This is a genomic window from Agromyces aerolatus (assembly GCF_031432255.1).
In the GTDB taxonomy this organism is placed as follows: domain Bacteria; phylum Actinomycetota; class Actinomycetes; order Actinomycetales; family Microbacteriaceae; genus Agromyces.
In genome coordinates this window covers 334,143-360,889 of sequence record NZ_JAVKGQ010000001.1, presented here as the reverse complement: position 1 = coordinate 360,889, position 26,747 = coordinate 334,143, and the positions used below count along the sequence as shown (strand labels likewise).

24 protein-coding genes are annotated in these 26,747 nt (G+C 70.7%); 15 read left to right on the top strand and 9 right to left on the bottom strand.

All coding sequences use genetic code 11. The annotated features are described in order from the left end of the window. Positions 1-23: 23 nt before the first annotated feature. A complete protein-coding gene (locus RH864_RS01705; RefSeq protein ID WP_310515762.1) occupies positions 24-2,108 on the bottom strand; it encodes an ABC transporter ATP-binding protein in 2,085 nt (694 codons plus the stop codon). Beyond that, positions 2,105-3,838 carry an ABC transporter ATP-binding protein gene (locus RH864_RS01700; RefSeq protein WP_310515761.1) on the bottom strand — a complete coding sequence of 578 codons (1,734 nt, stop codon included), beginning with the start codon at positions 3,836-3,838 and terminating at the stop codon, positions 2,105-2,107. Before RH864_RS01700 ends, RH864_RS01705 begins: the two co-directional genes overlap by 4 nt. Before the next feature lie 307 nt (positions 3,839-4,145). Here RH864_RS01700 and RH864_RS01695 point away from each other — a divergent pair, with 307 nt between their 5' ends. Beyond that, positions 4,146-5,135 carry a phosphodiesterase gene (locus tag RH864_RS01695; protein ID WP_310515760.1) on the top strand — a complete coding sequence of 330 codons (990 nt, stop codon included), beginning with the start codon at positions 4,146-4,148 and terminating at the stop codon, positions 5,133-5,135. On the opposite strand, the gene RH864_RS01690 is transcribed toward RH864_RS01695, so the two are convergent. Further along, positions 5,110-6,651: a stealth family protein gene (locus tag RH864_RS01690; protein WP_310516011.1), complete on the bottom strand. Its 1,542-nt coding sequence runs from the start codon at positions 6,649-6,651 to the stop codon at positions 5,110-5,112. The two genes, RH864_RS01695 and RH864_RS01690, sit on opposite strands and share 26 nt — an antisense overlap. A gap of 309 nt (positions 6,652-6,960) precedes the next feature. Between RH864_RS01690 and RH864_RS01685 the strand changes: the two genes are divergently transcribed. Continuing rightward, positions 6,961-7,437 (top strand): SRPBCC family protein, encoded by a 477-nt coding sequence (locus RH864_RS01685; protein WP_310515759.1) that lies wholly within the window; start codon positions 6,961-6,963, stop codon positions 7,435-7,437. Positions 7,438-7,460: 23 nt separating this feature from the next. Beyond that, positions 7,461-8,918: a phytoene desaturase family protein gene (locus RH864_RS01680; protein WP_310515758.1), complete on the top strand. Its 1,458-nt coding sequence runs from the start codon at positions 7,461-7,463 to the stop codon at positions 8,916-8,918. Between the two features lie 5 nt (positions 8,919-8,923). Here the strand turns inward: RH864_RS01680 and RH864_RS01675 are convergent, their stop codons facing one another. The 3 genes from RH864_RS01675 to RH864_RS01665 are packed head-to-tail and all read right to left on the bottom strand — an operon-like array spanning position 8,924 to position 10,595. Further along, complete coding sequence (locus tag RH864_RS01675; RefSeq protein WP_310515757.1) at positions 8,924-9,394, bottom strand: hypothetical protein; 471 nt, start codon at positions 9,392-9,394, stop codon at positions 8,924-8,926. 46 nt (positions 9,395-9,440) lie between these two features. Next, a complete protein-coding gene (locus RH864_RS01670) occupies positions 9,441-9,734 on the bottom strand; it encodes a DUF1905 domain-containing protein (RefSeq protein ID WP_310515756.1) in 294 nt (97 codons plus the stop codon). Between the two features lie 9 nt (positions 9,735-9,743). Then, positions 9,744-10,595: an NAD-dependent epimerase/dehydratase family protein gene (locus tag RH864_RS01665; protein ID WP_310516010.1), complete on the bottom strand. Its 852-nt coding sequence runs from the start codon at positions 10,593-10,595 to the stop codon at positions 9,744-9,746. Between the two features lie 178 nt (positions 10,596-10,773). Between RH864_RS01665 and RH864_RS01660 the strand changes: the two genes are divergently transcribed. Further along, positions 10,774-11,151 carry a TFIIB-type zinc ribbon-containing protein gene (locus RH864_RS01660; protein ID WP_310515755.1) on the top strand — a complete coding sequence of 126 codons (378 nt, stop codon included), beginning with the start codon at positions 10,774-10,776 and terminating at the stop codon, positions 11,149-11,151. Positions 11,152-11,313: 162 nt separating this feature from the next. Here the strand turns inward: RH864_RS01660 and RH864_RS01655 are convergent, their stop codons facing one another. The 3 genes from RH864_RS01655 to RH864_RS01645 all read right to left on the bottom strand — a co-directional run bounded on the left by RH864_RS01655 (position 11,314) and on the right by RH864_RS01645 (position 12,600). After that, entirely contained in the window at positions 11,314-11,568 is a 255-nt protein-coding gene (locus RH864_RS01655; RefSeq protein WP_310515754.1) for a three-helix bundle dimerization domain-containing protein, read from the bottom strand. A gap of 85 nt (positions 11,569-11,653) precedes the next feature. Continuing rightward, complete coding sequence (locus RH864_RS01650) at positions 11,654-12,109, bottom strand: VanZ family protein (RefSeq protein ID WP_310515753.1); 456 nt, start codon at positions 12,107-12,109, stop codon at positions 11,654-11,656. Between the two features lie 71 nt (positions 12,110-12,180). Next, the gene (locus RH864_RS01645) at positions 12,181-12,600 is read right to left on the bottom strand and encodes a VOC family protein (RefSeq protein WP_310515752.1); all 420 of its coding nucleotides are present in this window, start codon (positions 12,598-12,600) and stop codon (positions 12,181-12,183) included. A 223-nt stretch (positions 12,601-12,823) separates the two neighbouring features. On the opposite strand from RH864_RS01645, the gene RH864_RS01640 reads away from it, so the two are divergent. The 11 genes from RH864_RS01640 to RH864_RS01590 all read left to right on the top strand — a co-directional run bounded on the left by RH864_RS01640 (position 12,824) and on the right by RH864_RS01590 (position 26,606). Continuing rightward, a complete protein-coding gene (locus RH864_RS01640; protein ID WP_310515751.1) occupies positions 12,824-13,207 on the top strand; it encodes an ArsR/SmtB family transcription factor in 384 nt (127 codons plus the stop codon). Next, positions 13,204-13,689 carry an SRPBCC family protein gene (locus RH864_RS01635; protein WP_310515750.1) on the top strand — a complete coding sequence of 162 codons (486 nt, stop codon included), beginning with the start codon at positions 13,204-13,206 and terminating at the stop codon, positions 13,687-13,689. The genes RH864_RS01640 and RH864_RS01635 overlap by 4 nt, the downstream gene beginning before the upstream one ends. 66 nt (positions 13,690-13,755) lie before the next feature. Continuing rightward, positions 13,756-14,604 carry a PhzF family phenazine biosynthesis protein gene (locus RH864_RS01630; protein WP_310515749.1) on the top strand — a complete coding sequence of 283 codons (849 nt, stop codon included), beginning with the start codon at positions 13,756-13,758 and terminating at the stop codon, positions 14,602-14,604. Between the two features lie 117 nt (positions 14,605-14,721). Next, positions 14,722-15,132, top strand: coding sequence for a hypothetical protein (locus RH864_RS01625; protein WP_310515748.1), 411 nt, complete (start codon positions 14,722-14,724; stop codon positions 15,130-15,132). A 215-nt stretch (positions 15,133-15,347) separates the two neighbouring features. Beyond that, complete coding sequence (locus RH864_RS01620) at positions 15,348-16,124, top strand: hypothetical protein (protein WP_310515747.1); 777 nt, start codon at positions 15,348-15,350, stop codon at positions 16,122-16,124. A 152-nt stretch (positions 16,125-16,276) separates the two neighbouring features. Then, entirely contained in the window at positions 16,277-17,227 is a 951-nt protein-coding gene (locus tag RH864_RS01615) for an AEC family transporter (protein WP_310515746.1), read from the top strand. A gap of 238 nt (positions 17,228-17,465) precedes the next feature. Beyond that, positions 17,466-17,909, top strand: coding sequence for an LGFP repeat-containing protein (locus tag RH864_RS01610; protein WP_310515745.1), 444 nt, complete (start codon positions 17,466-17,468; stop codon positions 17,907-17,909). Between the two features lie 158 nt (positions 17,910-18,067). After that, positions 18,068-20,707 carry a DEAD/DEAH box helicase gene (locus tag RH864_RS01605; RefSeq protein ID WP_310516009.1) on the top strand — a complete coding sequence of 880 codons (2,640 nt, stop codon included), beginning with the start codon at positions 18,068-18,070 and terminating at the stop codon, positions 20,705-20,707. Between the two features lie 243 nt (positions 20,708-20,950). Beyond that, complete coding sequence (locus tag RH864_RS01600; RefSeq protein WP_310515744.1) at positions 20,951-23,239, top strand: bifunctional metallophosphatase/5'-nucleotidase; 2,289 nt, start codon at positions 20,951-20,953, stop codon at positions 23,237-23,239. A 497-nt stretch (positions 23,240-23,736) separates the two neighbouring features. Further along, positions 23,737-25,632, top strand: coding sequence for a DNA helicase RecQ (recQ, locus tag RH864_RS01595; RefSeq protein ID WP_310516008.1), 1,896 nt, complete (start codon positions 23,737-23,739; stop codon positions 25,630-25,632). 566 nt (positions 25,633-26,198) lie between these two features. Further along, complete coding sequence (locus RH864_RS01590; RefSeq protein ID WP_310515743.1) at positions 26,199-26,606, top strand: hypothetical protein; 408 nt, start codon at positions 26,199-26,201, stop codon at positions 26,604-26,606. Positions 26,607-26,747 lie beyond the last annotated feature (141 nt).

The window sequence follows — 26,747 nt, the reverse complement described above, 5'->3', positions numbered from 1 at the left end:
CGCAGCTCACTCGACCAACGGGATCACACCTTCGCGGTGTCGGCCTCCGGTTCGCCGGGCGAGGACTCGAGTCCCTGGATCGCGGGGTCGCCCTCGACGACCGTGCCCTGCTCGGCCGCGAGCTCCGCGTCGAGGTCGGTCGCGGCCTGCTCGAACTGCGAGTTGTAGAGCCGGTAGTACGCGCCCTTCGCGGTGATCAGCTCGTCGTGACTGCCCTGCTCGACGATGTCGCCGTGCTCCATCACGAGGATGAGGTCGGCGTCGCGGATCGTCGAGAGCCGATGCGCGATCACGAACGACGTACGTCCCGCGCGGAGCGCGGCCATCGCGTTCTGCAGCAGCAGCTCGGTACGGGTGTCGACCGACGAGGTCGCCTCGTCGAGGATCAGCACCGACGGTTGCGACACGAACGCGCGCGCGATCGTGATGAGCTGCTTCTCACCGGCCGAGACGTTCGCGGCGTCTTCGTCGAGCATGGTGTCGTACCCGTCGGGCAGCGAGTGCACGAACCGGTCGACGTAGGTCGCCTTCGCCGCGTCGACGATCTCCTCGTCGGACGCGGACTGCCGGCCGTACCGGATGTTCTCGCGGATCGTTCCCGCGAACAGCCACGGGTCCTGCAGCACCATGCCGGTGCGGGCGCGCACGTCGTGGCGGGTGAGCGCCGCGATGTCTTGTCCGTTCAGGAGGATTCGCCCGCGGTCGAGCTCGTAGAACCGCATGATGAGGTTCACGAGCGTCGTCTTGCCGGCGCCTGTCGGGCCCACGATCGCGACCGTCTGCCCGGGTTCGACGCGGAACGACAGGTCGCGGATCAGCGGACGATCGGGGTGGTACGAGAACGAGACGTTCTCGAACTCGATCGTGCCGTCGCCGTCGACCGGGGCGGGAGCGTTCGCCGCGTCCGGGTCCTGCTCGTCCTCGTCGAGCAGGTTGAACACCCGCTCGGCCGACGCGGTGCCGGACTGGACGACCGCGGCCATGCCGCCGAGCTCCGACAGCGGCTGGGTGAACTGCTGCGAGTACTGCATGAACGCCTGCACGTCGCCGAGCCGCAGCTGGCCGCCCGCGACCATGAGCCCGCCGAGCACCGCGATGCCGACGTATGTGAGGTTCCCGATGAAGGTCATGCCCGGCATGATCATGCCCGACAGGAACTGCGCCTTGAACGCCGCCTGATACAGCTCCTCGTTGTCCTCGCGGAACTTCTCGAGCGAGTCGCGCTCGCGACCGAACACCTTGACGAGCGCGTGGCCCGAGAAGGACTCCTCGACGCGCGCGTTCAACCGGCCGACCTTGCGCCACTGGATGCCGAAGGCCTTCTGCGACTTCGGGCCGATGATGCCGAAGATCACGCCCATGAGCGGCAGCGCCACGAGCGCGACGAGCGCGAGCTGCCACGAGATCGAGAACATCATGATGAGCACGCCGACGACGGTGAGCACCGAGGTCACCACGGTCGACAGCGACTGCTGCATTGTCTGCGTGATGTTGTCGATGTCGTTCGTGACCCGCGAGATCAGCTCGCCGCGCTGCACACGGTCGAAGTACCGCAGCGGAAGCCGGTTGATCTTCGCCTCGACGTCTTCACGGAGCTGCCACATGGTGCGCACCATGATGATGTTGATCACGAAGCCCTGCAGCCAGGTGAGCACCGACGCCGCGATGTAGAGCAGCAGCACCAGCATGATCACCTGGCTGAGCGCGACGAAGTCGACGCCCTCGCCCGGGCGGAAGTGGTCCATCGCCGCGACCATGTTGGCGAAGTCGGTCTGGCCGGCGGCGCGGAGGCCTTCGACCGCCTGCTCCTGGGTGATGCCGACCGGCAGGCTCGCGGTGACGACGCCCTCGAAGATGATGTTCGTGGCCTCGCCGAGCACCTTCGGGGCGATCACGGTGAGCACGACGCCGAGCGCGCCGAGGATCGAGACGAAGATGAACCCGATGGCGTGCGGCTTCAGCAGGCCGATGAGCCGGCCGAAGCTCTTGCCGAAGTTGTCGGCCTTGCCGGGCGCGACGCTGTCCCACGAGTCGGAGGCGATGCGCGCCTGCTCGCCGAGCTCGAGTTCGAGCTGTTCTTCTTCGCTGAGGGGGGTGGGGCTGGTCATCGTGCGGCCTCCGCTCCGAGCTGGGATTCGACGATCTCGCGGTAGGTGCGGCAGGTCTCGAGGAGCTCCGCGTGCGTGCCCACCCCGACCATGCCGCCGTCTTCGAGGACGACGATGCGGTCGGCATCGGTGATCGTGGAGACGCGCTGCGCGACGACGATCTTGGTCACGTCCGGCAGCTCGCGCCAGAGCGCCTGTCGCAGCCTCGCGTCGGTCGTGAGGTCGAGCGCCGAGAACGAGTCGTCGAACACGAGCACCTCGGGACGGTGCACGATCGCGCGGGCGATCGAGATCCGCTGCCGCTGACCACCCGACACGTTCGTGCCGCCCTGCGAGATGCGTGCGTTGAGCCCGCCCTCCATCTCGGCGACGAAGTCGCGGCCCTGGGCGATCTCGAGCGCGTGCCAGAGCTCCTCGTCGGTGGCGTCTTCCCGCCCGAACCGCAGGTTCGATGCGACGGTGCCGTTGAAGAGGAACGGACGCTGGGGGACCAGTCCGATCGTCGACCACAGGCGGTCGAGGTCGGCTTCGCGCACATCGACGCCGTTCACGAGCACGGTGCCGCCCGTCGCGTCGAACAGCCGCGGGATGAGCGAGACCAGCGTGGTCTTGCCCGCACCGGTCGAGCCGACGATCGCGACGGTCTCGCCGCGACGGGCTTCGAACGAGATTCCGGACAGCACCGGCTGCTCGGCGCCCGGGTACGCGAACTCGGTGTCGCGGAACTCGACCGTGCCGGGCGTCGGGAACGTCGTGATCGGGTTCGCCGGCCGTTCGAGCGTCGAGCGGCTGTCGAGGACCTCGCCGATGCGCTCGGCCGACACGGCGGCGCGCGGGATCATCATCGTCATGAAGCTCGCCATGAGCACGCCCATGAGGATGAGCCCGACGTACTGCATGAAGGCGAACAACGTGCCGATCTGCACGGTGCCCGCGTCGACCTCGATCGCGCCGAACCAGATCACGCCCACGATCGTCACGTTCAGGATCAGCATCGCGAGCGGGAACAGCAGCACGAACAGCGAGCCGACCTTGCGGCCGACGACCATGATGTCGGTGTTCGCGACGCGGAAGCGGTCGGCCTCGATCGGTTCGCGCACGAACGCCCGCACCACGCGGATGCCCGTGAGCTGCTCGCGCATGATGCGGTTCACGTTGTCGAGCTTCTTCTGGTACTTGCGGAAGAGCGGCACCATGCGGCTGATGATGATGATCGCCATGATCAGCAGCGCGGGCACCGCGACCGCGATGAGCCAGCTGAGCCCCATGTCCTGGCGCAGCGCCATGACGATGCCGCCGATCGCGAGCAGCGGCGCCGTGATCAGGAACGTCGCGCTCATCATCGTGAGCATCTGGACCTGCTGCACGTCGTTGGTGTTGCGGGTGATGAGCGAGCCCGGCCCGAACTGCGAGACCTCGCGCTCGGAGAACCCGCTCACCCGCTGATAGACGTCGTTGCGGATGTCGCGACCGAGGCGCATGGCCGCCTTCGCGGCGAAGAACGTCGCGATGATGGACGCCGTGATCTGACCGAGCGAGATGGTCAGCATCGTGATGCCGCTCGACCAGATGTAGGCCGTGTCGGCCTGCGCCACGCCGTTGTTCACGATGTCGGCGGTGAGGTCGGGCAGAGCGAGGTTGCCGAACGCCGCCAGGGTCTGGAAGACCAGGACGCCGAGCAGCAGGAGCCAATACGGTTTGAGATAACGGACGAGGAGCTTTCCGAGCATGAGATCTCCGGGAGCGGGGAACGGGAGGGCGAATGCGCAGCATTCGGTGCGCAGAGACGCACCCCCAAATGCGCCCGCGCAGCGTTCAAACTTCTCACTGGTGAGGGTCGGGAATCAAGCTAAACGGACCCTCCGACATCGCCGTTCACCGAGGGCGGAATCCATGCATTGCTATGTGTCCGAGGCATGGTCAGCATTGCGCTGCCCCGCACAGAACCCGCACACGCCGCGTTCACCGCCCGTTCAGTCGCAGATGATCGGCTAATGTCGCGCGCAAGAAGCCCGAAGCTGCGCAACATCCGAGACGATGGGATTCCTCGTGACGAGCCGGACGGCCGAACACCCGCGGCCGAGTCATTTCCTTCTGCACATCAGCGACACCCACCTGCTGGGCGGCGGCCGAACCCTGTACGACCGGGTCGCGAGCGAACGCCACCTGCGTGAGCTCTTCGACGAGTTCGAGGCATCCGGTGGCCGGCCCGACGCGATCGTCTTCACCGGTGACCTCGCCGACAAGGGCGAGGCCGACGCGTACGACCGGCTCCGCCGCATCGTCGAGCCCGCCGCCGAGCGGCTCGGCGCCGAGGTCATCTGGGTCATGGGCAACCACGACGACCGTTCCGAGTTCCGCAGGGCGCTGCTCGGTCAGCCCGCCGGCGGCACCCGCCCCGTCGACCGGGTCGACGACGTCCAGGGGCTCCGCGTGATCACGCTCGACACGACCGTGCCCGGGCACCACCACGGCGAGGTCTCGGGCGACCAACTCGACTGGCTCGCCGAAGAGCTCGCGACGGATGCCCCGTACGGCACGATCCTCGCCATGCATCACCCGCCCGTGCCGAGCGTGCTCGACCTCGCCGCATCCGTCGAGCTCCACGACCAGTCGGCGCTCGCCGAGGTCGTCGCGGGCAGTGACATCCGATCGATCCTCGCGGGCCACCTGCACTACTCGTCGACGGCGACGTTCGCGGGGATCCCCGTGTCCGTGGCCTCAGCCACCTGCTACACGCAGGACCTGAACGTCCCGGTCGGGGGCACGCGAGGCCGCGACGGCGCGCGCGCCTTCAACCTCGTGCACGTCTACCCGTCGACCGTGCTGCACTCGGTCGTGCCGCTCGGCGCGTTCCCCGCACTCGACTACATCGACGCGGAGGAGAGCGCCCGGCGGCTGGGCGCCGCCGGCGTGCGCTTCGCACCCGCCGACGCCAGCGTCATGCCCGACGTGTTCGGCGAGGTCGACGAGCTCGAACGCCGGTTCGCCGAGGGGCCGTTCACCGAGCCGATTCTGCTGCCATAGCGGGGGCCTCGACACCGGCGACCGGGCTCGCGTCCGCGCCCTTCTCCCAGGGAGCCGGGAATGGGAAGTAGCGCTCGAGGAACTCGGTGACCGCGGCGGTCCGCACCTCGACGGGGATCTCGGGGCGCGACCCGTCGTTGAGGCAGAACATGTCCTGGTCGCGCCGCTTGAGCAGACGGTCCATCGCGGGAAGCGCGCGCTTGAGCGTCGTCTCGATGTACTGCACGCGCGCGTTCTGCTGCACGACCGCCTTGCCGGTCATCAGCGCGTAGTAGTGGTACAGCGAGTTCGTGACCGAGATGTCGGTCGCCGACCGGAACTGCGCCCGTGCCGTCCGGCGGAACTCCTCGGGGAACGTCGCTTCGAGCTCGGCCATGACGCTCCGCCTGAGCGGCGCCGCGCAGTGCTCGAGATGCCGCGTCGTCACCTTGCCGAACCGGCCCGCGAGCAGCGCCCGGTTCACGCGGGCGGCGTTCTCGAACCCGCTGCGCTCGGGTGCGGACTCGCCGAGCCCGATGCGCGTGCCCGCCTCGACGAACTTCGTGATGCCACCCGGTGAGAAGAACAGGTCGGGTGAGACCGGTCGCCCGAAGAACATGTCGTCGTTGGAGTAGAGGAAGTGCTCGGCCAGCCCGTCGATGTGGTGCAGCCGGCTCTCGACCGCGTGCGAGTTGTGCGTCGGCAGCGCCTCGGGATCGCTGAAGAACTCTTCGCTGCGCACGATCCGCACGCGAGGATGCTCGGCGAGCCACGCGGGCGCGGGCGAGTCCGTCGCGATGAAGATCCGCCGCACCCACGGCGCGAAAAGGTACACGCTGCGCAGTGCGTACTTCAGCTCGTCGATCTGCCGGTAGCGTGCCGCCGAGTCGTCGCCCTCGCCCACGACGTAGCTCTGCATGCGTTTGGCCCGCTCGCGCACGAACTCGTCGCTCGAGCCGTCGACCCACGAGAACACCAGGTCGATGTCGAAGTCGACATCGCTCGCGAGCGGCCGCCACATGTGCTCGAGCGTCGTCCAGGTCGTGCCGTAGCGCTCGACGGGCTCCTCGACGGCCTCGCCGCGCGGCAGCGTCGTGCGCATCAGCGCGTTCGGCAGCGGCGCCTCGATGATCTCCTCGCCGAACCGCCAGAGCTCGAGCTGCACCGCGGTCTCCTTGCCGTACCGCAGCCGGCCGAGCGGCTCGATGCGCGGCCGGTAGAGCCGGAACGCACTGGCCTTCCGATGTGCGGCGAGCTGCCCGTCGGCGAGCAGCACCGGTGCCGTGCCCTTCGCCTTGTTCGGGGCGATCGGGGCCGAGTAGAACGGCTCGTCGGCGAACGCCTCCGCGAACGCCCGTGCGAGCACCTTGCGCTGGGCGCGATCGACCGCGAGGACCGGTCGCATGCCGTCGGCGCGCACCAGGAGATGCGGGATCCCGGCGTCGTCGAGCACCCGCCGGATCGCGAGCAGGTCCTCGACCATCGACTCGTGCGGTGTCTGGTGACCGTTGCGCAGGGCGTACTCGCCCTTCCGCATGACGATGTCGTCGCGATCGAACCGCCGCGTGGCGCGGACGAGCACCAGCTCGGGCTCGTCGGCGATCTCGAAGCTCGGCGGCGGTGCGGGCTCGGGGTGCGTGAACGCAGTGGGCCGGGCGGCAGGATCGCGGTCGGTCACGTCTCGGGGGTCTCCTCACGGTGGGCGGTCACGCTGGAACGCAGCGCGCTGGGAGTCTGATTGTATGGCTGCGCGGGCGATGCCAGGCACCGCTTGACTCGTCAACCCGGTGCACACCGTCGGTGCCTCGCTCTAGGGTCGTGAGCAGGCGACCTTGAGGAGACATCCGTGGCACGTAATGTCCGAGTCATGAACTGCCCGCCCGAGGCGGTCTTCGAAGTGCTCGCCGACGCGTGGCTCTACCCGTCGTGGGTGGTCGGCGCCTCGCGCATGCGCGACGTCGACGAGGCGTGGCCGGCCGAGGGGGCGCGGCTGCATCACTCGGTCGGCGCGTGGCCGCTCGTGATCGACGACGAGACGCGCTCGCTCGAATGGGAGCCGCCGCACCGCATGCGGTTGCGGGCGAAGGGCTGGCCGCTGGGCGAGGCGCACGTCGTCATCGACGTCAAACCGCGCGGTGACGGATGCGTCGTGCGCATCCAGGAGGAGGCCGTCGAAGGCCCGGGGTCGTGGGTGCCGAGACTCCTCACCGAACCCGCATTGCGGGTACGGAACGCCGAGACGCTGCACCGGCTCGCCTATCTCGCCGAGGGCCGGCACCGCACCGGCCAGGCCGAGGCCGAGCCGGTTCCTGATGCCGAGTGAGTCGGTCGCGAATGGGTGAGCGGATGCCTCGGACGGAACTCGATGCGATCGTCGTCGGGGCCGGACCCAACGGGCTCGCCGCCGCGGTCACGCTTGCGCGCGCGGGGCTCGCGGTCCGCGTGTACGAGCGCAACGAGACCCCCGGCGGTGGTGCCCGCACGTCCGAGCTGACGCTGCCGGGGTTCCGGCACGACGTGTGCTCGGCGGTGCATCCGCTCGCGTTCGCGTCGCGGTTCTTCCGCGAGTTCGGCCTCACCAGGCGCGTCGAGTTCGTCGCACCCGAGCTCTCGTTCGCGCATCCGCTCGACGGCGGTCGCGCCGCGCTCGCGTGGCGCGACCTCGATCGCACCGCGAGCGAGCTGGGCCGCGACGGCGCCGCCTACCGCTCACTGATGCGCCCGCTCGTCTCGCACGTGCGCGGCGTCGCCGACTTCACCGGTTCGGCGCTGCTCCGCGTGCCCGCCGACCCGGTGACCGCGGTGCGGTTCGGACTGCGGGCCCTCGAGCAGGGGAGTGCGGCATGGAACGCCCGCTTCGCCGAGGATCTCGCACCCGCGCTGCTCACGGGCGTTGCCGCGCACACCATCCTCCCGCTGCCGAGCCTCGCGGCCGCGGGCGCCGGGCTCTCCCTCGCCACGTACGCGCACACGGTCGGCTGGCCGATCCCCGTCGGCGGCAGTCAGGCGATCATCACGGCCCTCGTCGACGACCTCGTCGCGCACGGCGGCGAACTCGTGACCGGACACGAGGTGACCACACTCGACGAGCTGCCGCCGGCGCGTGCCGTGCTCCTCGACGTCACGCCGCGCGCGGTCGCCGAGCTCGCGGGCTCGCGGCTGCCCGACCGGTACCTCGCCGCGCTCGACCGCTTCCGCTACGGCAACGGCGTCGCGAAGGTCGACTTCGCGCTGTCGGCCCCGGTCCCGTGGCGGAACGCCGAGCTCGCGGCGGCCGGCACCGTGCACGTCGGGGGCACCCGCGCCGAAGTCGCGGCGGCCGAGAACGCGGTGACCCGCGGCGTGCACCCCGAGGCGCCCTACGTGCTCGTGTCGCAACCCACACCGTTCGACCCGGGCCGCGCACCCGAGGGCAAGCACACGCTCTGGACCTATACACACGTGCCCCGCGGCTCGAACGTGGACCGCCGCGACGCGGTGATCGCGCAGATCGAGCGCTTCGCGCCGGGTTTCCGCGACACCATCCTCGCGACCGCGTCGAGCACCGCGGTCGAGGTCGAGGCGCACAACCCCAACTACGTGCTCGGCGACATCTCGTCGGGCGAGCCGGATGTCTGGCAGCTGCTCAAACGCCCGGTCATCTCACCCGACCCGTGGCGGACTCCCGCACCCGGGGTGTACCTCTGCGGCGCCTCGGCGGCACCGGGGCCGGGTGTGCACGGGCTCGGCGGCTGGTACGCCGCGCTCAGCGCACTCAGGCACGAGTTCGGCACCCGGATCCGGCCGGATCTGTCGCCGCGATAGCCCGCTCAGGACCGGTCGCGGTCGCCGTCGCGGTACGCGCGGTCGGGGTTGTCGGTGCAGTGGGCGGTGAGCGTGAGGTGCGACGCCTCCGTCGGATGCAGGTTGGCGGTGCGGTTCGCGCCCGCGCCCCAGCCGGTGACGTATCCCGTCTCCTCGTCGACCGTCGCCTCGCCATTGATCATCACGAGCACGGACCGCCCGCGATCGACCTCGACCCCTCGCGGCACCGTGTCGTACTCTGACGAGGGCCGACTCGCGAGCCACGGGTGGTCGGTCGGGCAGGTGAACGGATCGATGGCGACCCAGATCGGCCGGTGATCCTGCAGCGGCGGCAGCTGGGTCGCCGACACCACGGTCACGGGCTCGACGTCGGGGTCGGGTGCGGCCTGGGCTGCCGCGGGTGCGAGCACCCCGAGGCATGCTGCGATGGTCACGATGAGGGCGGGCACGCGGAGACTCCGACGGCGAGAGTGCATATCAGTACTCTAGATGCCCGTGCGAGAGTGGGTCAATGGGCCGACCTCAGAGGTCGACGAGCTCCAGGTCGACGGTGACCGGCTCGCCTGCTTCGAGCCCTTCGGCTTGGCGTACGGCCTTCTTGACGGGCAGTATGTACGCCCCCTGCGACGAGTCGGGGAAGATCGACGTCGACCACCGCGAACCGCCGACGCGGACGCGGACCTTGACCGAGCCGAACCCGCGTGGCGGCAACGGGATCTCGCCGATGTCGGCGGACGCCTCGGCCGGCACGGTCACGAAATACCACTCGGCGCGTGACGACCATTCCCACAGCGGTGCAGTGAACCGGAAGCGCATGCGCCGAGACTACGCGGCGCCGCCGACGTGCGTGCGCCACGAGAACGCCGGCTCGTAGCCGAGCTCGCGCCGCGCCTTCTCGATCGACAGCATCGTGTCGTGCTCGCCGAGCTCGCCGCGCACCTCGACACCCGGGAAGACCTCGGCCACGAGCTCCGCGTTCGGTCTCGACATGACGGTGTCGGCCGCCGCGATCACGTACCGTTCGAAGCCCGGTTTCGCGACCGCCAGTGCGCGGCTCACGGCCTGCGCGCCGTCGCGTGCGTCGACGTAACCCCACAGGTTCCACTTGCGCAGCCGCGCGTCGGCGTCGAACGACGCGAAGGCCGCGTAGTCCTCGGGGTCCATCACGTTGGAGAAGCGCAGCGCGGTGATCGACAGCCCGGGATCCCAGCGCACGAGCTCGATCGCCAGCTGCTCCTCGAGATGTTTCACGAGCGAGTACGTCGACTCGGGACTCGTCACGTCCTCGTCGACCGGGATGTACGGCGGCGGCACGTCGAACGGCAACCCCAGCACGGTCTCGCTCGCCGCCGTCACGATGCGCTTCACGCCCGCCCGCCTCGCGCCCTGCAGCACGTTGAACGTCGACAGCGTGTTGTTGCGGAACGTCGCCACGTCGCTCATCAGGCCCGGCGCCGGCACTGCGGCGAGGTGCACGATCGCATCCACCCCGTCGTGCTGCTCGTCGATGCCCGCGACCGCGTCGAGCACCTGACCCGCGTCGGTCAGGGCCACGACCACGACGCTGCCGCGCTCGCCGGCCCGATCGAGGTTCACGACCTCGTGCCCCTCGTCGCGGAGCGTTCGGACGACGGCGCGGCCGAGCTTGCCCGAGCCGCCGGTGACGATGATGCGCATCGTCCCAGTGTGCGGGATGCGCGCCGGGTGGTCGAGGGGCCCGCCGGGTGACGCGCGGTTGCGCTCGTGGCCGATCTGCGCGTCGCCGGCCAGGTCGCCGAGCAACCGCACAGCCAGCATCAATAGGCTCGCGTCGAGACCCCTGTGCCACGCCGAACCCTCGACGAAGGAGCCCGACATGCAGTGCCCTACCGACGCAGCCGTGCTCGTGATGAGCGAGCGCAGCGGCATCGAGATCGACTACTGCCCGACCTGCCGTGGGGTGTGGCTCGGCCGCGGTGAGTTGGACAAGATCATCGAGCGTGCCGGCCAGGAGTTCCAGTCGCAGCCGCAGCAGCCCCTCGCCCCGCCGGTGGCGCCGCCGCAGGTCGGCTATCCGCAACAGCAGCAGAACCCGCTCGACGTGCTCCGCCAGATGGGCGGTCGCGGCGACGACCGTCGCGGCGACGACCGCGGCTATGGTGACCGCGGATACGACGACCGTCGGTACGACGACCGCGGAGGCTACGGCCGCAAGAAGAAGAAGGACAACTGGCTCAGCGACCTCTTCGACTGACCGCCTCTCTCATACCCACGCCTCCGACGCGTCCGCGTCCGATCGAGCGGGGACTCCGCGTCCGATCGAGCGGGGTCGCGAATGGTCGCTCGACGCGGCCTCGGGCGACCATTCGCGACCCCGTTCGGTCATCGCATGAGGGCGCGGTCAGGGCGGGCGCCGTCAGGCGACGGGGCCCGATGACGGGTCGGTCGGATCCTCGGTGAGCGACGTCGGCGCGATGCCTTCCGAGCGCAAGCGGTCGCGCGCGTCGTGCTCGACGAGCACGGGCACGAAGTCGCGGATCGGGTTGCCGTCGAGCTCGTGGTGCTCCTCGTCGACGACCGCGGCGATGTGCTCGCGGCCGGCGGCCGGGAAGCGGTCGGCGAGCCGGTCGACGACCTGGTCGACGGCGCGGTCCTCTTCGTCGGTGTCCATGGCGTCATTCTGCGCGCGAGGCATGCAGCGGACAAGGGTGTCCGGCGAGGGAGCGGCGGAGTTCACTCAGAGTTCAGTCGCGCGATCAGCGCGCGACGCGCGCGCGGCTCTGGGAGCGGGAGATCGCGAGCCACGCGGCGCGCACGAGCCATCCGGCGCCCGCGATGGCGACGCCGATCACCGCGCCGCCCGCGTTTGCGAGCAGGTCGCGCGGGTCGGAGATGCGGTCGGCGATCGGGATCTGCACGAGCTCGATCGCAAGGCTCACTCCGCCGGCGGCTACGAGCGCCCAGCCCCACCGCCGTGGCCCCGCGAGCATGGCGAACAGCACGCCGACGGGGACGAACATGGCGACGTTCGCCGCGAACTCGTACGGCGAGCCGATGGTCCAGGTCGCCCGATCGAACCAGATCGACGGGGTGAGCACGCCGTACTCGGCCTCGTACCCGATCGCGTGCCACGACACCGGGCCGAGGGTCGCCCAGGCGACCAGGGCGAGATAGCCCAGGGTCACGAGGGGGAGCACGATCCGGCGGGTCATGCCCCAAGCCAATCCCGCATCCCTATGAACCGGCTTGGGGCGCGCGGGGAATCTCTGAAGCGAGGTGCGGGCTACTGGTTTCCGGAACCCGCGATGTTGACGAGCCAGCTGATGCCGAACCGGTCGACGAGCATCCCGAAGGCATCGCCCCATGGCGCGACCTCGAGCGGCTGCACGACCGTGCCGCCCGCGACGAGCCCGTCCCAGTACCGCCGCAGCGTCGCATCGTCGTCGCCCGACAACGAGAGCGAGATGCCCGCGGCCGGTGCGTAGGTCATCGACGAGGGTGTGTCGGCCGCCATGATCGTCTGCCCGGCCTCGGTCGTGAGCTGCCCGTGCATGATCTTGTCGGCGTCGGCCGCGCTGTCGTTCTGCCCGAACTCACTGAAGGTGCTGACGTTCAGCTCGCCGCCGAACACCGACTGATAGAACTCGAGTGCCTCGCGGGCATTGTCCTTGAAGTTGACATACGGGTTGAGGAGCACGGACATGAGCGATTCCCTTCTCACTGGTCCTTCGCCCGGCCGAGGTACCCGCCTCGTGGCGAAGCATCGCCGATTCTGCTCGCTTCGGGCCCGTGCCGGTACCCCTGTCATGCCGGTATGCGGCCTCAGGCGGGGTGAGGGACACGTCAGCCTTGACGAATGCCGAAGGTCGTCGTACTGTGATCAACAAGATGGTTGATCAAGGAAGCGGTTGATTACAGGAGGAACGATGATCGTGGATCCGAGTGCCGACGACCGTCTCGACCGGGCCTTCATGGCGCTGGCCGACCCGGTCAGGCGACGGATCGTGGCGCGGCTCAGCCGTGGCCCCGCGACGGTCAACGACCTCGCCGAGCCGTTCGCCATCAGCAAGCAGGCGGTGTCCAGGCACATCCAGGTGCTCGAGCAGGCGGGCCTCGTCACGCGCACGCGTGACGCGCAGCGCCGGCCCGTGCACCTGCACGCCGAAGCGCTCGAGGCGCTCACCGCCTGGATCGACCGATACCGGCTGATCCACGAGCAGCGATTCCGATCCCTGGACTCGGTGCTCGGCACCATGACCGACGCCGGCGGCGACCCCGCCGACGCGACCGAGAAGGAGCAGGAATCATGAGCAACCCCGTCATCATCACCGCGCCCGAAGGGCTGCCGTTCATCGAGATCGTGCGTGAGTTCGACGCACCCGTCGAGGCGGTGTTCAACGCGCATCGCGACCCCGACCTCGTGAAGCAGTGGCTCGGCCCGCGCGGCTACGACATGACCATCGAGCGCTGGGACTTCACGACCCAGGGCGGCTACCGATACGTGCACCGCGACCCCGAGGGCGGCGAGTGGCGCTTCAACGGCACGTTCCACACCGTGCGCGACAACGAGTTCGCGGTGCAGACCTTCGAGTTCGAGGGCGTGCCCGACGTCGTCGCCATCGAGACCATGACGTTCGAAGACCTGGGCGACGGCCGCTCGCGTCTGACGGGTCACTCCACGTACCCGAGCCTCGAGGCCCGCGACGGCATGGTCGAGTCGGGAATGGAGACCGGCCTCTCCGAGGGCTTCGAGCGCCTCGATGAGCTGCTCACCGTGAAGGCCGACGCCTGACCCGGGTCTGAAATCGCGGCGCTGGGGGCCGGTTCCCCGGCGCCGCGATCATGGCAGGATCGGGGGATGAGCGAGCCCGAGATCCTGCGCTACGCGGCGTTCACCGAGGACCCGGCCGGCGGCAATCCCGCCGGCGTGGTGCTGGACGCCTCAGCCCTCGACGACGACGCGATGCAGCGCATCGCCGCCGAGGTCGACTACGCCGAGACCGCGTTCGTGTCCGGCTCCGAGGGCGGAGCCCGACGCATCCGGTACTTCTCGCCCATCGCCGAGGTGCCGTTCTGCGGCCACGCGACCATTGCGACCGCGGTCGCGCTCGCCGAGCGCGAGGGCGCGGGCACCTTCCGGTTCGCCACCCAGGTCGGCGAGGTGGTCATCGAGACGGATGCCTCGGACGAGCACGTGCGGGCGACGTTCACGAGCGTCGAACCCACGGTCGACGCGTTCGACGACGTGATCCTCGACGAGGTGCTCAGCCTGCTGCAGCTCACCCGCGGCGACCTCGACGACCGCTACCCGCCGCGGATCGCGTTCGCGGGCAACCCCCACCCGGTGCTCGTACTCGCCGACGCCACCGTGTTCGACACGTTCACGTTCTCGCCCGTCGCGGTCCGCTCGATCATGGACGTGCAGGGCTGGCCCGCGACGATCAGCGTGCTGCACGCGCTCGGCGATGCCACATGGGAGGCGCGCAACCTCTTCCCCGTCGGCCGCATCACCGGGGACCCGGCCACCGGCTCGGCCGCCGCCGCCTTCGGCGGGTACCTTCGCGAGCTCGGGCTCGTCGAGCCTCCCGCCGAGGTCGTGATCCACCAGGGCCGGCACGCGGGCCGGCCGAGCGTGCTCGCCGTCGCGATCCCGCCGCACGGCGGGATCCGGGTGGCCGGCACGGCGGTGCCCATCCCCGGCGAGTGAGCCACTGCTCGGGCGCACGCTGTGCTGCGCCGTGCAAGGATCGTGCGTTTCGCGCGACAGCCATTGCGAGCGGGAGCATCTCAAGCGAAGATGACGCGGGGGGAAAGGGCGGGGGACATGGCGGAAACCGATGCGTCCGGCAGCGTGTACCGGGCGCTCGCCTCGCTCGAGACCCGTCTGGCCGAGCGTCTCGGCATCACGAACGGGCTCCCCGTCGCGGTGCGCGGTGAGCTGCCCGTGCCCGAGCTGGCCACCGTGCTCGAAGACGTCCCGCGCGCCCTCCCGTGGGATGCGAAGCTCGTGCTCACCGTCGTGCGCACGCGCGATCAGCTCAACGCCCTGCCCGCGTGGCTCTTCGAATGCGGCGTCGTCGTGCCCACCTGGGTCGTGCACGGCGGCACGCTCGTCGGCGCGACGGGTGCGGCCCTGGTTCGCGACATCCTGCGAGACGCCGGCTTCACGACGCTCGGCTCGTGCGACATCGCGAACGGATGGCGCGCGCTCCGCGCCGAGCCTCCGCGAATCTGAGCGCCGGGTGACGGTCGCCTCCACGTCCCCCGAAGACGGGGTTCGGCCGGCAGAGTTTTCGGTACCTAATTCTCCGCTTCATCGATACATTGAGGCCATGACCTGACGCCGGGGGGTGACGGGTCAGCTCACGGCACCAGGGGTGGTCGACGTGAGCGCATGACTCGCGGGGCCAGGGGTGGCGCCGTGAGACAGATGAACATGGGGGAGACGGAATGCCATTCGGGAACGCATCCGCCGGCGCCATCACGGCGCCCGAGACTCGTACACGCCGGCGCGTCGCCGGCCTCGCCGCGGTCGGCCTGCTGGTCGCCGGCGTGGCCGTCACGAGCAGCGTGCTCGCCACGAGCCAGGCGCACGCCGCGGCCGACCTCGTGCGCGCGAAGGCCGCCGCGGTGGAGGCGGTCGGAGACCGCATGGGCATCGGCGCAGCCGGCGTCGACGTGGGTGCGCTGCACGCCGCGGCAGCGGCCAGCACGGCCGAGACCGCGGCATCGAGCGTGCAGGGCCTCGCCGACGAGGCATCCGCCCTGCTCGGAGCGGAGCACACCGCCGCGCTCGCCGCGCTGCAGGACGAGGTTCGCGCCGCGGCCGCGAACGGCTCGCCCGCCGCGGTGCTCGCCGCACGGACCGAGCTGTACGCGGCCCGGGACCAGGTCGCGGCCGCGGTCACGGCGCATCGCGAGGCGGAGGCGGCGAGGCTCGCCGCGGAAGCGGCCGCCGCGACCGCCGCGGCGGAGGCCGCACGCGCCGCGGAGGCGAGTTGGTCGAGCACCGGTTCAGGTGAGTCCGGAGGTTCCGGCTGGTCCGGCGGATCGTCCTCGGGCGCACCCGTCGAGACGGCGGCATCGGCGCCGGCGCCCGCACCCGCCGCGCCGAGCTATCCGGGACTCTCACCGGCACCGAGCCCCGAGGAGTGCGGACCCTGCCTCGGCAAGCCCATGTACCCCATCGAGTACAACGGGTCGTGGTTCTGGGGCTGCGACGGCTGAGTCGCCCGTCCGCCATCCCCGATCGAGTGATACCGGTCACGCCCGAGGGTGACCGAATTGCGGCGCCGTTCGCGGCGTTTCGGTCACACTCGGTGCGCGGGTGGGGTGGGGGGCGGGTGGGGCGATAGGGTCGGGATGGTGAGCCACGCGCGATGCCCCGGAGCCCAGCGGGCCGCCGGGTGATCGACATCCTCACCGGGTTCTCGGTCATCGCGATCGCCGTGCTCGTCGGCTGGATCGCCGCGCGCACCGGGGTCCTGCCGCCCGAAGCGCGGCCCGTGCTCGCCAAGCTCAACTTCACGGTGCTCGGGCCGTTCCTGCTGTTCTCAGTGCTCTCGACGGCGGACGTCGGAACCCTGTTCTCGGCACTGCTGCCCGTGTCCGCGGTGGCCGCCGCCGCGATGATGCTGATCTTCGCGGCGGTGTCGCTGTTCGTCTGGCGCCGGAGCCTCGCGCACACGGTCATCGGCTCGCTCGCGTCCGGCTACGTGAACGGCAACAACTTCGGCATTCCGATCGCGGTGTACATGCTGGGCGATGCGGCGCTCGCCGGCCCGATCGTGCTGCTCCAGCTCATGCTCTTCGCCCCCGTCGGGCTCGCGATCCTCGGCGCCACGGTCGAGGGTCGCACCTCGTTCGTGGCGATCGTCCGCGGAACGCTGCTGAACCCGATCATCGTCGGCTCGCTGCTCGGCGTGCTCGTCGCCGTGACGGGTCTCGAGCTCCCGCCGATCGTGTCCGAGCCCATCGACCTCATCGGTCACGCCGCCGTCCCGCTCATGCTCATCGCCTTCGGGATGTCGCTGCACGGCAAGCGACTGCTCGAACCCGGGACCGATCGCCGCGACGTGCTGCTGGCGACCGTCCTCCAGCTCATCGTCATGCCGCTGGCGGCCTGGGCGCTCGGCGCGTTCGTCTTCGGGCTCGAGGGTCACGACCTCTACGCGGTCACCGTGCTCGCGGCCCTGCCCGCCGCGCAGAACGTCTTCGTGTTCGCGCAGCGGTACTCCACGGCGGAGACCGTGGCCCGCGACACGGTGTTCCTCACCACGGCGGGCTCTCTGCCCGTGTTGCTCGCGGTCGCGCTGCTGCTCGGCACCTGAACTGGGTCAGCTGACCCCGGGCCGGTGAACCCGGGCTCGTTCAGGGGTATCCCTGATTCGGAGTGTCACCCCCGTTCCATAGGCTCGATCCCGATCGCGGTCGTCGACCTGCAGGGGGAACTGTCGCCGGCGCCGCGGTCCGCGAGCCGGCCCCGTCGTTTACCCGACTCCCGTGGCGGAGGCCGGCTCCCCTCGCCACCCGAACATCCGCCCGAACCATCGAACTCAGGAGCCCGACATGTCACGCCCCGCCAGCTGCACCCCGCACCCGGCACGGCCGGGCCGCGCCCCGCGCGCGGTCAGCTGGGACGAGTTCCGCACCGCGCTCCGCTACGGCGGCGGCGGCGACCTGCTCGCGGCCGTGCCCGCGATCTCGGCCAAGCATGCGGAGCACCCGCAGCTCGGCCTCGCGGTCGGCCCGCACGCCGAGCTGCCGCGCGGCAACGGCTACTTCCGTGAGTACGAGCGCGGCACGATCGTCTGGACCGCGCGACACGGCGCCACGTGCCTGCACGGCATGGTGCGCGACATCTGGATCCTGCTCGGCGGCTGGGGCGGCCGGCTCGGCCTGCCGGTCGCCGACGTCGAGACCCCGAGGGGCTCCGACGTCGCGGGCGCCGAGTTCGAGGGCGGCCGCGTCGCCTGGTCCGCGGCCGGCGGCCCCCTCGTGAGCTACGCCTAGCGCGGCGCATCCGGTTCCGTCGCGAAACCCGCGACCCCATCATCGAACGGTCGCTCGTGGCGGGTGTTCGCGACGCGCACCCGCCATCGGCGACTTCTCGACGTGGATCGGTGCGGATGCCGCGTGATCGGGCCGGGGCATCCGGTGCGGTCGCCAACATGCGGCAGACTCGACGGGTGACCGACCCGCTCCTCTCCCGGCTGCCGCACGGCGCCGAAGTCGACCCCGATGCGCTCTACGAGGGGTTCGTCGGCTGGGCCGAGGAGCGCGGGTTCTCGCTCTACCCCGCGCAGGACGAGGCCGTCATCGAGATCGTGTCGGGCGCGAACGTCATCCTCTCGACGCCCACGGGCACCGGCAAGTCGCTCGTCGCGGTCGCGGCGCACGCCGCGGCGGTCGCTCGCGGCGGACGCACCTATTACACGGCGCCGATCAAGGCGCTCGTCTCCGAGAAGTTCTTCCAGCTCGTCGACATCTTCGGCGCCGCGAACGTCGGCATGGTCACCGGCGACAGCTCGGTGAACGCCGACGCGCCGATCATCTGCTGCACCGCCGAGATCCTCGCGAACCTCGCCCTGCGCCAGGGACCCGACGCGCCCGTCGACCAGGTCGTCATGGACGAGTTCCACTTCTACGGCGAGCCCGACCGCGGCTGGGCGTGGCAGGTGCCGCTGCTCATCCTGCACCGCGCACAGTTCGTCCTCATGTCGGCCACGCTCGGCGACGTGACCGACCTCGCCGCCGACCTCTCCCGCCGCACGGGTCGCGAGACCGCGCAGGTGACCGGGGTCGAGCGGCCGGTGCCGCTCAGCTTCTCGTACGCCAAGACCCCCGTGCAGGAGACGGTCGAGGAGCTCCTGGAGACCCGGCAGGCGCCCGTCTACATCGTGCACTTCTCGCAGGCCGCCGCCATGGAACGTGCGCAGGCGCTCTCCTCCATCAGGGTCGTGACCCGCGAGCAGCGCGATGAGATCGCCGAGGCGATCGGTGGCTTCCGGTTCAACACGGCGTTCGGCAAGACGCTGTCGCGACTCGTGCGCGCGGGCATCGGCGTGCATCACGCGGGGATGCTTCCGCGATACCGCCGGCTCGTCGAGACGCTCGCGCAGCGCGGGCTGCTGCGGGTCATCTGCGGCACCGACACGCTCGGCGTCGGCATCAACGTGCCGATCCGCACCGTGCTCATCACCGCGCTCGCCAAGTTCGACGGGCAGCGCATGCGGCACCTGAGTGCGCGCGAGTTCCACCAGATCGCGGGCCGCGCCGGGCGCGCGGGCTACGACACCGCGGGTACCGTCGTGGTGCTCGCGCCCGAGCACGAGATCGAGAACGAGCAGGCGGTCAGGAAAGCGGGTGACGACCCCAAGAAGCTCAAGAAGATCGTGCGGAAGAAGGCCCCGGCGGGCTTCGTGTCGTGGGGTGAGGCCGCGTTCGAGCGGCTCGTCGCCGCCGAGCCCGAGCCGCTCGTGCCGCACCTGCAGCTCACCGCGGCGATGCTCATCAACGTGATCGCTCGCGGCGGCGACGCCGCCGGAGGCATCCGCTCGCTCGTGTTCGACAACCACGAGCCGCGCGCGCGGAGGTTCGCGCTCGCCCGCCGCGCGCTCGAGATCCTGCGCACCCTGCGCGACGCGGGCGTCGTGGAGGTGCTGCCCGCGAGCGCGAGCGTTCGCGACGAGCGTGCGCAGGCCGACAGGCACGGTCGTCGCGATCACTCGCGCTCGCCGCAGGCCGGAGCCCTCGGCGTCGTGCTCCGGCTCACCGTCGACCTGCAGCCGAACTTCGCGCTCAACCAGCCGCTCTCGCCGTTCGCGCTCGCCGCGATCGAGCTGCTCGACCCCGAGACGAGCGAGCAGGGCACCGGGCACTACGCGCTCGACGTGGTCTCGATCATCGAGTCGACGCTCGACGACCCGCGGCCCATCCTGTCGCAGCAGGAGTTCCGCGCGCGCGGCGAGGCGATCGGCGCCATGAAGCAGGAGGGCGTCGACTACGACGAGCGGATGGCCCGCGTCGAAGAGGTGACGTACCCGAAGCCGCTCGACGAGCTGCTGAGCCACGCGTTCGAGACGTTCGCGTCGAGCCAGCCGTGGGTGCGCGACTTCGAGCTGCGTCCCAAGTCGGTCGTGCGTGACCTGTTCGAGCGCGCCATGTCGTTCGGCGAGCTCGTGTCGTTCTATCAGCTCGCGCGCAGCGAGGGGCTCGTGCTGCGCTACCTGTCCGATGCGTTCCGCGCGATCCGGCAGACCGTGCCCGAGGAGGCCAAGGACGACGAGCTGCACGACCTCATCGAATGGCTCGGCGAGCTGGTCAGGCAGGTCGACTCGAGTCTCGTCGACGAGTGGGCCGAGCTCATCGACCCGACCCTGCACGACGCCGACGCCGAGCAGGCCGTCGTGCCGCCCGCGCCGCCATCGGTCGTCTCGAACCGGCGCGCGTTCACCGTGCTGGTGCGGAACGAGCTGTTCCGCCGGGTGCAGCTCGCCGCGCTCGAGCGCGACGACGAGCTCGCCGAGCTCGACCCCGAGGCCGACTGGCCCGGTGCGCTCGACCGCTACTACGCCGAGCACGACTCGATCGGCGTCGACGCGGCGGCGCGCTCGCCGCGACTGGTCGCGATCGACGAGACGGATGCCTCGGCGGGAGCCGGCGGCCCCGGCGGGGTCTGGCGGGTGGAGCAGACGATCGACGACCCCGCCGGCGACCGCGATTGGCGGATCCGTGCCGAGGTCGACCTCGAGGCGTCGGCCGAGGAGGGGGCGGCCGTGGTGCGGGTGACCGAGGTGATCAGACTCTAGCCGCGCCGGTCGGCCCGTTGGTCGAGGTGCGAGCGACGAAGGAGCACGCGTATCGAGACCCACCTGCTCACATGAGCGAAGTTCATGGCGGGACGCGGCCGGGTCTTCCCCTCGGCGGAGCGTCTGCATAGGCTTTCGGCCATGTCCCCCGTTCGCGGGTCACGACATCGGTGTCGGTGGCCGCGTTTACTGTGGACTAGTATCCACCGGGCCGTGCCGCGGCCGCATGAATGAAGGAGAGACATGCCTCGTCGAACCGTACGACGCTCCGCAGGGCTCGCGGCCGCCACCGTCGGCGCGCTCGCCATCGGCCTGCTCGGCGGCGCTCCCGCCCAGGCCGCACCCGAGACCATCAACCTGGTGACCGTCAACGACTTCCACGGGCGCATCGAGCAAGACGGCGCCGCGGGTGGCGCCGCGCGGCTCGCGACCGCCGTGAACAGCTTCCGCGACGCGAACCCGAACACCGTCTTCGCGGCGGCCGGCGACCTGATCGGGGCGTCGACGTTCACCTCGTTCATCCAGAATGACGTGCCGACGATCGAGGCGCTGAACGCGGCCGGGCTCGACGTCAGCGCCGCGGGCAACCACGAGTTCGATCAGGGCTGGGTCGATCTGCGCGATCGCGTGCAAGGCCTGGCCGACTGGGAGTACATCGCGGCCAACGTCTTCCTGGGCGACACCGACGAGACCGCCCTCTCCGAGTCGTGGACGACGACGCTGCCGAACGGCGTGACCATGGGCTTCGTCGGCGCGGTGACCGAGGAGCTGCCCTCGCTGGTGAGCCCGGCGGGCATCGCCGAGCTGCAGGTGCGCGGCATCGTCGACTCGGTCAACGCCGCAGCCGGCCGTCTCTCCGACGGCGACGCCGCGAACGGCGAGGCCGACGTCGTGGTGCTGCTCGTGCACGAGGGTGCCGCGACCACGAGCGTCGAGTCGGCGACCGACCCGAACTCGGCGTTCGGGCGGATCGTGCTCGGCGCCGACGCGAACATCGACGCGATCGTGTCGGGGCACACACACCTCGCGTACAACCACGTCATCGACGGCCGGCCGGTCATCTCGAGCGGGCAGTACGGCGAGAAGTTCAGCAACATGGTCATCGAGTACGACCCCGTGACCGACGAGCTGCTGAACATGCAGAACACCGTCTACGACGTGGCCGTGAAAGACGACACGGGCGCCGTGATCGGGTACAACTACGAACCCGACACCGAGGTGGCCGCGCTCGTGGCCGAGGCCACGAAGGTCGCCGACGAGCTCGGCGCGGTGCAGGTCGGCACCATCACGGGCGACCTGAACCGCGGCCTGCAACCCGACGTCGATGCGGCCGGCAACCCCGTGCCGGGCACGGCGGTCGAGTCGCGCGGCGTCGAGTCCACGCTCGGCAACTTCGTCGCCGATGTGCAGCTCTGGTCGGTGAACCAGGACGCGCCGGCCGACGACCCCGTCGACATCGCCTTCATGAACCCGGGCGGCCTGCGCGCGAACCTCACGTTCGCGCCCGACGGGGCCATCACCTATCGCGAGGCCGCGAACGTGCAGCCGTTCGCCAACACGCTGTTCACGCAGAACCTCACCGGCGAGCAGATCACGCAGGTGCTCGAGGAGCAGTGGCAGCCGGCGGGTTCGAGCCGTCCGTTCCTCAAGCTGGGCGTCAACGCGGAGCTGCACTACACGTTCGACCCCGCCGCGCCTGCGGGTTCGCACATCACGGGCATCACACTGGGTGGCGCGCCGCTCGACCCGGCCGCGACCTACCGGGTCGTCGCGAACTCGTTCCTCGCAGCCGGCGGCGACAACTTCGTCACCCTCGGTCAGGGCACCGGCCGCGCCGACACCGGCAAGATCGACCTGCAGTCGATGGTCGACTGGTTCACCGCGAACGGTGAGGCGACGCCCGACCTCGCGCAGCGTTCCGTCGGCGTGCAGGTCTCCGCGCCCGACGCCGACGGCTACAGCCCCGGCGACCCGCTCACGGTCGACCTGTCGGCGCTCGACTTCACGACGACCGAGCCGGCCGCCGGCGAAGCCGTCGTGACCCTCGGCGGGGTCGAGCTCGGGCGTGCACCGATCGATCGCACCCTCGTGCGGCTGTTCGACGGGGTCGGCACCGCGTCGATCTCCGGCGTCATCCCCGACGGCCTGTACGGGCCGCAACCGCTGGAGATCACGGTGCCCGCGACCGGCACGACGGCGAGCCTGACGCTCGAACTGAACGCGGAACCCGTCGAACCCGTCGACACGACCGTGATCGGCATCGCGAACAGGCTCATCGCCACCTCGAACACGCCGATCACCTACTCCGGCGTGGTCATCGCGCACGACGGCACCGCCGCGGTCGGCACGGTTGAGATCCGCGACCGCGACACCGTGCTCGCGACGGTCGAGCTCACCGCGGAGGGGCGCGGCGTGTTCCGAGCCGAGCTCGGCACGCTGGCGCGCGGCTTGCACCTGCTGCGGGCGCACTTCACCGGGTCGCCAGGCTACGACGACGCGCGAAGCCTGCCGTTCCCGGTGCTCGTGCGGTAGCAGTTGTCGGTCGAGTAGCGCAGCGTATCGAGACCCGGTGCCTGAGTCCGAGGACGGGTGCACGGGGTCTCGATACGCTCGCTGGCGCTCACTACTCGACCAGCGGGCTCGTGCGGGAGCAGTCGTTGGTCGAGTAGCGCAGCGTATCGAGACCCGGTGCCTGGGTCCGAGGACGGGTGTACGGGTCTCGTTGCGCTCGCTGGCGCTCGCTACTCGACCAGCGGGCTCGTGCGGGAGGTGCCGTTGGTCGAGTAGCGCAGCGTATCGAGACCCGGTGACTGAGTGCGAGGATCGGTGAACGGGCTCTCCATACATTTGCCGGCGCGTAGCTCACTCGACCAACGGGGCTGTGCAGAGCCGGCGGCGGTGTCAGCGGGGGTCGTTACACTCGACGGGTGCAGCGCCAGTCAGAGCCCGAATGGGTCGATGAGATCCCGTGGGACCCTGACGAGCTCGTGCCGCCCGACGACGACGGCTGGGTTCCGCCGCCCGACCCGATGACCGGTGCGGCGCCCGCATCCGGAGCGGCTGCCGGCGGGGCATCCGTCACCGGCGTCGCACCCGCGCGGTACGCGACCGCGCTCGACGCGCTCAAGACCGTGTTCGGGTACGACGCGTTCCGCGGCGAGCAGGCTGACATCATCGACCACGTCGCCGGCGGCGGCGACGCCGTCGTGCTCATGCCGACCGGCGGCGGCAAGAGCCTCTGCTACCAGATCCCCGCGCTGCTGCGCGAGGGTACGGGCATCGTGGTCTCGCCGCTGATCGCGCTCATGCACGACCAGGTCGACGCGCTGCAGCGGAACGGCGTGCGCGCGGCGTACCTGAACTCCAGCCAGTTCCCCGCCGAGCGGGCCGAGGTCGAGCGCCGCTACCTCGCGGGCGAGCTCGACCTGCTCTACGTCGCGCCTGAGCGGCTCAACACCGAGCCGACCCTGCAACTGCTCGCGCGCGGCCGCGTCGCGCTGTTCGCGATCGACGAGGCGCACTGCGTGTCGCAGTGGGGTCACGACTTCCGGCCTGACTACCTCGCCCTCTCGGGCCTCGCCGAGCGCTGGCCCGACGTGCCGCGCATCGCGCTCACCGCGACCGCGACCGAGGCCACGCACCGAGAGCTGACCGAGCGCCTGTCGCTCGGCCGGGCGCGGCACTTCGTGGCGAGCTTCGACCGGCCGAACATCCAGTACCGCATCGCGCCGAAGCTCGAGGTGCGCAAGCAGCTGCTCGACTTCATCCGCACCGAGGGGCGCGACGCCGACGGCAACCCGGTCTCGGGCATCGTCTACGCGCTCTCGCGTGCGAGCACCGAGCGGTTCGCCGAGTTCCTGAGCGCGAACGGCGTCGACGCGGTCGCCTATCACGCCGGCCTCGATGCGAACGTGCGCCGGCGCACGCAAGAGCGGTTCCTGCGCGAAGACGGGGTCGTCGTGGTCGCGACCATCGCGTTCGGCATGGGTATCGACAAGCCCGACGTGCGCTTCGTCGCGCACGTCGACCTGCCGAAGTCGGTCGAGGGCTACTACCAGGAGACCGGCCGTGCCGGCCGCGACGGTCAGCCGGCGACCACCTGGCTCGCCTACGGTCTGCAAGACGTCGTGCAGCAGCGGCGCATGATCGACGACAGCCCGGGTGACCTCGCATTCCGTCGCCGGCTCAGCCAGCACCTCGACGCCATGCTCGCGCTGTGCGAGACCGTGCACTGCCGCCGGCAGAACCTGCTCGGCTACTTCGGGCAGGCGAGCGAGCCGTGCGGCAACTGCGACACGTGTCTCGAGCCTCCCGCTTCGTGGGACGGCACGGTCGCCAGCCAGAAGCTGCTCTCGACGGTCGTGCGGCTGCAGCGCGAACGTGGGCAGCGCTTCGGCGCCGGTCACCTCGTCGACATCCTGCGCGGCAAGTCGACCGCGCGCATGCAGCAGTACGGGCACGACCAGCTCGCCACCTACGGCATTGGGCAAGATCTCAGCGATGCGCAGTGGCGCGGGGTCGTGCGGCAGCTGCTCGCGCAGGGGCTGTTGCAGGCGGTCGGCGACTATGGCGTGCTGACGCTCACCGAGGCATCCGGTGCGGTGCTCTCGGGGGATCGCACGGTGGCCTTCCGCGAAGAGCCCGACCGGCCGGTGCGCGGATCGTCCCGCCGGGCCGCCGCACCCGCCGCCGCCGACCTCGAGCCGGCGGCCGCCGAGCGGTTCGAGGCGCTCCGCGCCTGGCGAGCCGGCGAGGCGAAGGCGCAGGGTGTGCCCGCCTATATCGTGTTCGGCGACGCGACGCTCCGGGCGGTCGCGGTCGCACAGCCCGCGACCTTGAGCGATCTCGACGGCATCACGGGCATCGGGGCGAAGAAGCGCGAAGCCTACGGCGAGGCGCTGATCCGGGTCGTCGCCGGAGGCTAGCCGCGCCCCGCCGGGGCCCCCAGGGTCGTCCCCGTCGCCCGCGGCGTCCCGCCCGCCGCCGCGGCCTCCCGCGCCGCCGCCGCGGCTCTGCGCCAGTTCGGCCGCCTGCGCGCCAGCCCAGGTGGCGCGAACTCGCACGAAGTGGCGCGGAGCTGAAATCGTCGGCGGCTGTCTTGCGCGCCGAAGGCTGAGCGCCCTCGGCGAGCGGCCCGGCCGAGCGCCTCCCGCGGCGCCGCCCCGCGGTCCCCACCCCGCGGTCCTCGCCCCCGCGGTCCCCACCCCGCGGTCCTCGCCCCCGCGGTCCTCGCCCCGCGGTCCCCACCCCGCGGTCCTCGTCCCCGCGGTCCCCACCCCGCGGTCCTCGTCCCCGCGGCCTCGCCCCCGCGGCCCCGCCGCCGCGGTCTGCTCCAGTTTGGCCGCCCCTGCGCCAGCACGGGTGGCGCGAACTCGCACGAAGTGGCGCGGAGCTGGCGCCGAAGGCGCGCGCCAAGAAACCGCGCGAGGCATCCTCGCGTTCGATAGCATCTGGCCAATGCGCCGCAGTCGGCGGTGCGAAGGAGGCATCGATGGCTGATCGCACGCTCCGTCCCGTCGGCGTGACCGTGGTCGCGGTGATCGCTTGGATCTCCGGCGCCCTGGATCTCATCGCCGGCATCATCATGCTGTTCCTCCTGCCGATCCAATCGGTCGTCGACGAATACGGCGGGGGAGGCGCCCTCATCGCAGCAGCGATCGGTTCGATCATCGTCGGCCTCATCGTGGTGATCGTGGCCGGCGGGTTGCTCAACGGCAGCCCCGGTGCCCGGCTCGTCGTGACGGTGCTGCAGATCCTGTCGATCATCGGGTCGCTGTTCCTTGCGATCGCCTATCGCGAGAGCCCGACAGCGATCGGCGAGTGGATCGGCATCCTCGTCGCGCTCGTCGTGCTCATCCTGCTGTGGTCGCGCAAGGCCTCCGCGTTCTTCGCCAGCTGACCCCTCCGCCCTGCCCCCGGCCCCCGCCCGTTGCAGCGCCACCTCTGACGTACTGCGCCAGGCAAGACCGTCCGTGGTGGCGCGAGCGGTGGGCGCAGGCGCGGGTGACGCGAATTGGCGCGGATGAGATGGGCGGGGTTT

Bases quoted from the DNA above. Each gene is read 5' to 3' on its own strand.
- RH864_RS01705 (WP_310515762.1), bottom strand. From the start codon at position 2,108: ATGACCAGCCCCACCCCCCTCAGCGAAGAAGAACAGCTCGAACTCGAG.
- RH864_RS01700 (WP_310515761.1), bottom strand. From the start codon at position 3,838: ATGCTCGGAAAGCTCCTCGTCCGTTATCTCAAACCGTATTGGCTCCTG.
- RH864_RS01695 (WP_310515760.1), top strand. From the start codon at position 4,146: ATGGGATTCCTCGTGACGAGCCGGACGGCCGAACACCCGCGGCCGAGT.
- RH864_RS01690 (WP_310516011.1), bottom strand. From the start codon at position 6,651: ATGCGGAAGGGCGAGTACGCCCTGCGCAACGGTCACCAGACACCGCAC.
- RH864_RS01680 (WP_310515758.1), top strand. From the start codon at position 7,461: ATGCCTCGGACGGAACTCGATGCGATCGTCGTCGGGGCCGGACCCAAC.
- RH864_RS01675 (WP_310515757.1), bottom strand. From the start codon at position 9,394: ATGCACTCTCGCCGTCGGAGTCTCCGCGTGCCCGCCCTCATCGTGACC.
- RH864_RS01670 (WP_310515756.1), bottom strand. From the start codon at position 9,734: ATGCGCTTCCGGTTCACTGCACCGCTGTGGGAATGGTCGTCACGCGCC.
- RH864_RS01665 (WP_310516010.1), bottom strand. From the start codon at position 10,595: ATGCGCATCATCGTCACCGGCGGCTCGGGCAAGCTCGGCCGCGCCGTC.
- RH864_RS01660 (WP_310515755.1), top strand. From the start codon at position 10,774: ATGCAGTGCCCTACCGACGCAGCCGTGCTCGTGATGAGCGAGCGCAGC.
- RH864_RS01655 (WP_310515754.1), bottom strand. From the start codon at position 11,568: ATGGACACCGACGAAGAGGACCGCGCCGTCGACCAGGTCGTCGACCGG.
- RH864_RS01650 (WP_310515753.1), bottom strand. From the start codon at position 12,109: ATGACCCGCCGGATCGTGCTCCCCCTCGTGACCCTGGGCTATCTCGCC.
- RH864_RS01645 (WP_310515752.1), bottom strand. From the start codon at position 12,600: ATGTCCGTGCTCCTCAACCCGTATGTCAACTTCAAGGACAATGCCCGC.
- RH864_RS01640 (WP_310515751.1), top strand. From the start codon at position 12,824: ATGATCGTGGATCCGAGTGCCGACGACCGTCTCGACCGGGCCTTCATG.
- RH864_RS01635 (WP_310515750.1), top strand. From the start codon at position 13,204: ATGAGCAACCCCGTCATCATCACCGCGCCCGAAGGGCTGCCGTTCATC.
- RH864_RS01630 (WP_310515749.1), top strand. From the start codon at position 13,756: ATGAGCGAGCCCGAGATCCTGCGCTACGCGGCGTTCACCGAGGACCCG.
- RH864_RS01625 (WP_310515748.1), top strand. From the start codon at position 14,722: ATGGCGGAAACCGATGCGTCCGGCAGCGTGTACCGGGCGCTCGCCTCG.
- RH864_RS01620 (WP_310515747.1), top strand. From the start codon at position 15,348: ATGCCATTCGGGAACGCATCCGCCGGCGCCATCACGGCGCCCGAGACT.
- RH864_RS01615 (WP_310515746.1), top strand. From the start codon at position 16,277: ATGCCCCGGAGCCCAGCGGGCCGCCGGGTGATCGACATCCTCACCGGG.
- RH864_RS01610 (WP_310515745.1), top strand. From the start codon at position 17,466: ATGTCACGCCCCGCCAGCTGCACCCCGCACCCGGCACGGCCGGGCCGC.
- RH864_RS01605 (WP_310516009.1), top strand. From the start codon at position 18,068: ATGCGGCAGACTCGACGGGTGACCGACCCGCTCCTCTCCCGGCTGCCG.
- RH864_RS01600 (WP_310515744.1), top strand. From the start codon at position 20,951: ATGCCTCGTCGAACCGTACGACGCTCCGCAGGGCTCGCGGCCGCCACC.
- recQ (WP_310516008.1), top strand. From the start codon at position 23,737: ATGACCGGTGCGGCGCCCGCATCCGGAGCGGCTGCCGGCGGGGCATCC.
- RH864_RS01590 (WP_310515743.1), top strand. From the start codon at position 26,199: ATGGCTGATCGCACGCTCCGTCCCGTCGGCGTGACCGTGGTCGCGGTG.